Genomic DNA, 5,283 nt, shown 5'->3' on the forward strand with positions numbered 1-5,283 from the left:
TTCCACAACGCGGCTGTCGCGGTCAGGAACCAGCGGCTTTCAGCGCGCCACGCAGGTTGGGATCGTAGAGCTGCAGTGCTTTCGAGATGCCATGCTTGACCGCACCGGCCTGACCGGTCAGGCCACCGCCCTTGACGGTCGCGACGTCGAACTCACCTTCCACCAGCAACCTGGAACGGCTGGCGCAGGATCGGCTGCAGGACGGGACGTGCAAAATACGTCCTGATCCTTGCCGTTCACGGTGACGCGGAACAGGCAGTCCAGACGCGGGCGACGGCGTCTTTACGCTTGCCGGTTGCATAGGGCAGCCCAACTCATCGCGCACGGGCTCGCGTGCAGCGGCTTCTTCGGCCGCGGTTTCAACGCCTGCGACGGCTCAGCTCTTCGAGTATTGATCTGATCAGCCATCGGTCATTAGCTCCGGGTGTTTTTCTTGTTCATGGACTTGACGTCCAGAACTTCGGGCGCTGCGCCTCATGAGGATGCTCGGCACCGGCATAAACGCGCAGGTTGGTCATCTGCTGGCGCGCCAGACGGTTGCCGGCAGCGCGCTTGACCGCCTGGGTCACGACGCGCTCGGGTGTGCGCCCTCGAGGATCTGCTGCTTGGTGCGCGACGATGCCGCCCGGGTGGCCGGTGTGCCAGTAAGTTTTCTTCGCTTCTTGCCAGTCATCTGGTTTTGTCAGCGTTGATCACGATGACGTTGTCGCCCATGTCCATGTTGGGTGAACGACGCTTTGTGCGCCACGCAGACGCATGGCGATCGAGCAAGACGGCCCAGAACAACGCCTTCTGCGTCGATCAGGATCCATTTCTTGTCGATGTCTGCAGGTGTTGCAGAAGGTTTTCATGGCAGGATAGTCCTGTTTGATGTGAAAGACCGACAATCAGGCCGGTCAATTCGATGGATGGGTTTATGGGGGAGCTGCGCGCAGGTCAAGCACGTTAAACCTGTTTACATGTTCAATTTCAACGCTGTAAAATAGGTATTATTTTTAAAATTGCCTACACGCTGATCTGTTCCGGCGGGTTGTCCAGCAATGCGCGCAGGCGCTGCATCGCTGCCTCGAAATCCGACAACGGCACATGGCCATTCGTGGCGTGCGCACCGCGTTGGGCGCGCGCCCGTCGCGCAGGCAAACTCATCGGCCGAGCGCACCTGCGCCTTCGCGTTCCGCCGCCTGCTGAGGCCGAGGCCGCCAGCCAGGGCAGCGCAGCCAGACAAAGGGGATCTCGGGATCCCAGACCAGATCGAACCCGCCCAACACATTGACCGTCACCCCGTAATCCGCCATGCGTTGCGTACCGCGCCTGCCAGGTCCTTGGCGCGCGGATCGCTGAGCACCAGTTGCACCAGCGCAGCCAGTGGCTGAGCCAGACCAGTACCCGTATTCCGCGGCGCGCAGATCCGCCCCCGCCCGCGGGCGGCGATACAACCCGCGCGCAGTGCTGGGGTCAATGTCTTTGAGATCGACGACACATGCCAGCCCGGTCCGGCGCCAGCGCTCGGAAGCTGGGCGCACGGGCGTCGCCCGCCGATAACAGTCGTCCTCGATGATCTGCAGATCGTGTTTCTTCGCCACCTCGACAATTTCCTTGCGGCGCTCCAGCGGCATGTGGCAGCCGGTAGGGTTCTGCACCTCGGGCGAGACGCAGATGGCCTGCGCCCGGGTCTGACGCAGGACATGTTCCGGCGCCTCGGCGCCGAGGCCCCTTTGTCCATCTTGATCCCCACCTCGGCGCGCATCGCTCGCCAGCCCGACAGAACCCGGCATGAGACAGGTCCTCGACCAGAACCACGGGCTGGCCTTAGGATCGCCGAAACACCACGCACAGCCCGTTCTGGCCGCCGTGGGTCAGCACCACATCGTCCGGGTCCAATTTCCCCGGCGGCAGTCGAGCCAGTCCACCACCGCCGCACCGGCAGATAGGCGTCGCGGGTCAGGTGGTGAGAAACAGCCAGGGATCGGCCGCGCCACCTTCCGCAGACTCGCGGATCAGCGCCACCTGCCCCACATCCGCCAGCCGCGGGCTGAACAGGCTGACATGGTTCGGATCCCGGGCCTCCAGCAGGTGCAACTGGCGCGACCAGACATCATCGAGGATCGAATTTAGGCGGCGCCGGAACCGCCCACCTCGGCCACAAACAGCCCTTCATCGGTGAGGATCGTATAGGCCCGCGCCACGGTGCCAGGGTGATGCCCAACCGATGGGCCAGTTCGCGCACCGGCGGCAGCTTGCTCCGACCTCAAGGTTCTTGTTCTTGACCGCGATCCGGATTGTGTCGGCAACCGCCTTGTATTTCGGGCCTTTCGCCCGCGGAGCTCTTCTGGCCAAATTGTACCTTACAATCTTTCCTTTGATTTTGAGGTAGGTATCAAACGTATCAACTAGATACGCATTGTGTCAATACAATTGAAAGGATTTTAGTCGCGACACGCGCGATGCCTGCCCGCTCCCTTATGCTGCTGAACGCCGGCCCCGGCTGCCGCTGATCGCATTGGCGGTACGCTTCGCAGCCACCGTCACGACATGGGAGCAACGCCGCAGAACCCGGGTCAACCTGAGCCGCCTTGACGATCATCTGCTTGCGGATGTCGGCCTGACCCGAGGCCAGGCCCGCCACGAGGCGCACCGTCGGTTCTGGCAGCTTTAAGCAATCCCCAGTCCCTTTCAGGGACCTCTTCCTGGGCGGGGTCTGACCCGGACTTTCACCGGCCGCCGCTGCGGCCGAGGCCCACAGGCGGAATCGAATAGGTCATCGTGGCGCGGGCCACCGGCGTCGAGCCCTCCGAGAACATCAGGATATCGCCGACCGCCAGCGACCTGCCCAGCTTCAGCAACCGGCTGCGCCACCATCTGCGCCGATCCGTCCGGCTTGCGCATGAAATCCATCGAACAGCTTGTGGTCCACCGCCAGCGCCGGACGGCCCAAACGGGCCAGCACCATGGCATGACGCAGCATCGGCCAGCGCGAACATCGACGGCCCGAGATGGTTCCGCCTGGACGCAGATGCCGTTCGGCGGTCAGCAGGCGCATGGTCACGCTGTCCTCGGTCAACTCGTCGATGGCGAAATCCTCGCGTACCTGCGGGAACACAGTCGCCATGCTCTGCCAGTTCCTCCTTGCCCATCACCACCGCCATGCTTTCCTCCCGCCGCTTGCCCCTAGAGTTGCCCCGAGTCTCGCGGGAGGGCAAGATGGCAATTCTGGAACGTCACGACGGGCGTAGTGGCCCATCTGCAAATGAACGCGCCCGAGCGGCTGAATGCGCTCAGCGACGAGATGCTGGCGGCGCTGCAGGCGGAATTCGATGCGCTGAAGGACGACCGCTCGGTCCGCAGTGATCCTGTCAGGCGGAAGGCGTTCTGCGCGGGTCATGATCTGAAACAGATGACCGCCGGGCGCCAGGCCGAGGACGGTGGCACGGCTTGGGACCTGTTCGATCGCTGCGCGCGGATGATGATGTCGATCCAGTCGCTGCCGCAACCGGTGATCGCGCAAGTCCATGGCATCGCCACCGCCGCCGGGTGCCAGCTGGTCGCCTCCTGCGATCTGGCGGTGGCTGCCGAGGCACACGGTTCGGCGTCAACGGGGTGAATATCGGCCTGTTCTGCTCGACCCCATGGTGGCGCTCAGCCGCAACATCCCTCGCAAACACGCGTTCGAGATGCTGACCACCGGCCAGTTCATTCCCGCCACACGCGCCGAAGAACTAGGGCTGGTGAACCGGTCATGCCTCCTGAGACGCTAAAGGCCGAAACCCGGGCGCTGGCCGACACGCTCGCCGCCAAGCTGGGCGGCGGTGAAGATCGGTAAACAGGCCTTTTACCAACGGTGAATGCCGCTGGATCAGGCTTATGCCTATACAGGACGTAATGGTCGAAAATATGCTGTACCGCGACACCGAAGAGGGAATCGCCGCATTTATTGAGAAAGAGACCCGGATTGGCGCCAGTAACGCAATTGTTTCAACATAATTCCGAGATTGTGTTCATTTAGCGCTTTCAAAACGGCAACACTGTGGCAAGGGAATTGGCAAGGCTTATGCCGTTTACTTACTTTTGGGTCGCCGTGGGCGGAAGGTCCCTCCCGACCGGTCTCTCACCGGTATGAACATCCCGCAGCGGCGACCCCAAGATTCCATATGACCGCCTTCCGGCAGCGTGTCGCGCTTGGGCGTTGCGCATGGTCCACCCCTGCCTTAATTGGCTGCTCATGACCGAGACATTGCATATCGTTGGCGGCGGCATGGCCGGCTCGAAGCCGCTTGCGGCCGCTGAAATGGGCGTGGATGTGGTGATCCACGAGATGCGCCCCAAGGTGGGAACCTTCGCGCACCAAACCGGCAATCTGGGCGAGATGGTGTGCTCGAACTCCTTCCGCTCGGATGATGACGAGCAGAACGCCGTCGGGCTGCTGCATTGGGAGATGCGCGCGGCAAACGGCCTGATCATGACCTGCCGATGCCCACCGCCTGCCCGCAGGCGGCGCGCTGGCCGTGGACCGCGAGCCCTTTGCCGAAACCGTCACCGCCAAACTGCGCGCCCATCCGCGCGTGAGCGTTACAGGCGAAGAGGTCACGCCGACCTACCTGCTGATGGCCGCTGGATCTTTGCCACCGGCCCGCTGACCTCGCCTGCCCTGGGTGAAGCGATCCGCACTGAAACCGGCGCCGAGGCGCTGGCCTTTTCGACGCCATCGCCCCATCGTCTGTGCCGACACGATCGACATGAGCCAGGCCTGGATGCAGTCGCGCTACGACAAGGGCGAGACCGAGGAAGAGCACCGCCACCAACTGTCCCATGAACCGCGATCAGTACGAGGCCTTCATCGACGCGCTGCTCGCCGCCGACAAGACCGAGTTCCACGAGGGCGAAACCGCCGGCTATTTCGACGGCTGCCTGCCCATCGAGGTGATGGCCGAGCGCGGCCGCGAAACCCTGCGCCACGGGCCGATGAAACCAGTGGGCCTGACCAACCCACACAAACCGCAGGAAAAGGCGCATGCCGTGGTGCAACTGCGCCGCGACAACGCGCTGGGGACGCTGTTCAACATCGTGGGCTTTCAGACCAAGATGAAATATGGCGCACGACGGAGGTGTTCCGCATGATCCAGGTTTTGGAAAATGCCGGGTTTGCTGCCCGCCTGGGCGGCATCCACCGCAACACATTCATCAACTCGCCCACCCTGCTGGATGCGCAGATGCGGCTGAAATCGCGGCCTCATATCCGTTTTGCCGGGCAGATCACCGGCGTCGAGGCTATGTGAGCGCCGCCAT

At 63.0% G+C, this 5,283-nt stretch carries 6 protein-coding genes and 5 pseudogenes; 5 read left to right on the plus strand and 6 right to left on the minus strand.

Annotated features, from left to right (window positions below; translation table 11 throughout):
- The 4 genes and pseudogenes from rpsI to ACR3EP_RS21830 form a co-directional block, all read right to left on the minus strand.
- Positions 1 to 352: pseudogene (gene rpsI / locus ACR3EP_RS21815) on the minus strand (30S ribosomal protein S9); the annotation flags it as partial.
- Positions 353 to 414: 62 nt separating this feature from the next.
- Positions 415 to 823, minus strand: a pseudogene (gene rplM, locus ACR3EP_RS21820) (50S ribosomal protein L13).
- A gap of 182 nt (positions 824 to 1,005) precedes the next feature.
- Positions 1,006 to 1,146, minus strand: coding sequence for a hypothetical protein (locus tag ACR3EP_RS21825; RefSeq protein ID WP_480639449.1), 141 nt, complete (start codon positions 1,144 to 1,146; stop codon positions 1,006 to 1,008).
- On the minus strand, positions 1,143 to 1,775 hold the full coding sequence (locus tag ACR3EP_RS21830) for a hypothetical protein (RefSeq protein ID WP_480639450.1): 633 nt from the start codon (positions 1,773 to 1,775) through the stop codon (positions 1,143 to 1,145). The genes ACR3EP_RS21825 and ACR3EP_RS21830 overlap by 4 nt, the downstream gene beginning before the upstream one ends.
- Between ACR3EP_RS21830 and ACR3EP_RS21835 the strand changes: the two genes are divergently transcribed.
- Positions 1,774 to 2,115 carry a hypothetical protein gene (locus ACR3EP_RS21835; protein WP_480639451.1) on the plus strand — a complete coding sequence of 114 codons (342 nt, stop codon included), beginning with the start codon at positions 1,774 to 1,776 and terminating at the stop codon, positions 2,113 to 2,115. The two genes, ACR3EP_RS21830 and ACR3EP_RS21835, sit on opposite strands and share 2 nt — an antisense overlap.
- On the opposite strand, the gene ACR3EP_RS21840 is transcribed toward ACR3EP_RS21835, so the two are convergent.
- Entirely contained in the window at positions 2,112 to 2,252 is a 141-nt protein-coding gene (locus ACR3EP_RS21840) for a hypothetical protein (RefSeq protein WP_480639452.1), read from the minus strand. The two genes, ACR3EP_RS21835 and ACR3EP_RS21840, sit on opposite strands and share 4 nt — an antisense overlap.
- Positions 2,253 to 2,500: 248 nt before the next feature.
- Here ACR3EP_RS21840 and ACR3EP_RS21845 point away from each other — a divergent pair, with 248 nt between their 5' ends.
- Complete coding sequence (locus tag ACR3EP_RS21845; protein WP_480639453.1) at positions 2,501 to 2,656, plus strand: DUF1127 domain-containing protein; 156 nt, start codon at positions 2,501 to 2,503, stop codon at positions 2,654 to 2,656.
- Between the two features lie 85 nt (positions 2,657 to 2,741).
- Here ACR3EP_RS21845 and ACR3EP_RS21850 read toward each other — a convergent pair.
- Positions 2,742 to 3,146, minus strand: a pseudogene (locus ACR3EP_RS21850) (PaaI family thioesterase); the annotation flags it as partial.
- Between the two features lie 55 nt (positions 3,147 to 3,201).
- Between ACR3EP_RS21850 and ACR3EP_RS21855 the strand changes: the two are divergent.
- The 3 genes and pseudogenes from ACR3EP_RS21855 to ACR3EP_RS21865 all read left to right on the plus strand — a co-directional run bounded on the left by ACR3EP_RS21855 (position 3,202) and on the right by ACR3EP_RS21865 (position 5,273).
- Positions 3,202 to 3,962: pseudogene (locus tag ACR3EP_RS21855) on the plus strand (enoyl-CoA hydratase).
- A 257-nt stretch (positions 3,963 to 4,219) separates the two neighbouring features.
- A complete protein-coding gene (locus tag ACR3EP_RS21860; protein WP_480639454.1) occupies positions 4,220 to 4,810 on the plus strand; it encodes an FAD-dependent oxidoreductase in 591 nt (196 codons plus the stop codon).
- Positions 4,807 to 5,273 (plus strand): annotated as a pseudogene (locus ACR3EP_RS21865) (FAD-dependent oxidoreductase). The gene ACR3EP_RS21860 and the pseudogene ACR3EP_RS21865 overlap by 4 nt, the downstream one beginning before the upstream one ends.
- Positions 5,274 to 5,283 lie beyond the last annotated feature (10 nt).

The sequence above is a fragment of the Ruegeria sp. BB10 genome (assembly GCF_056535725.1).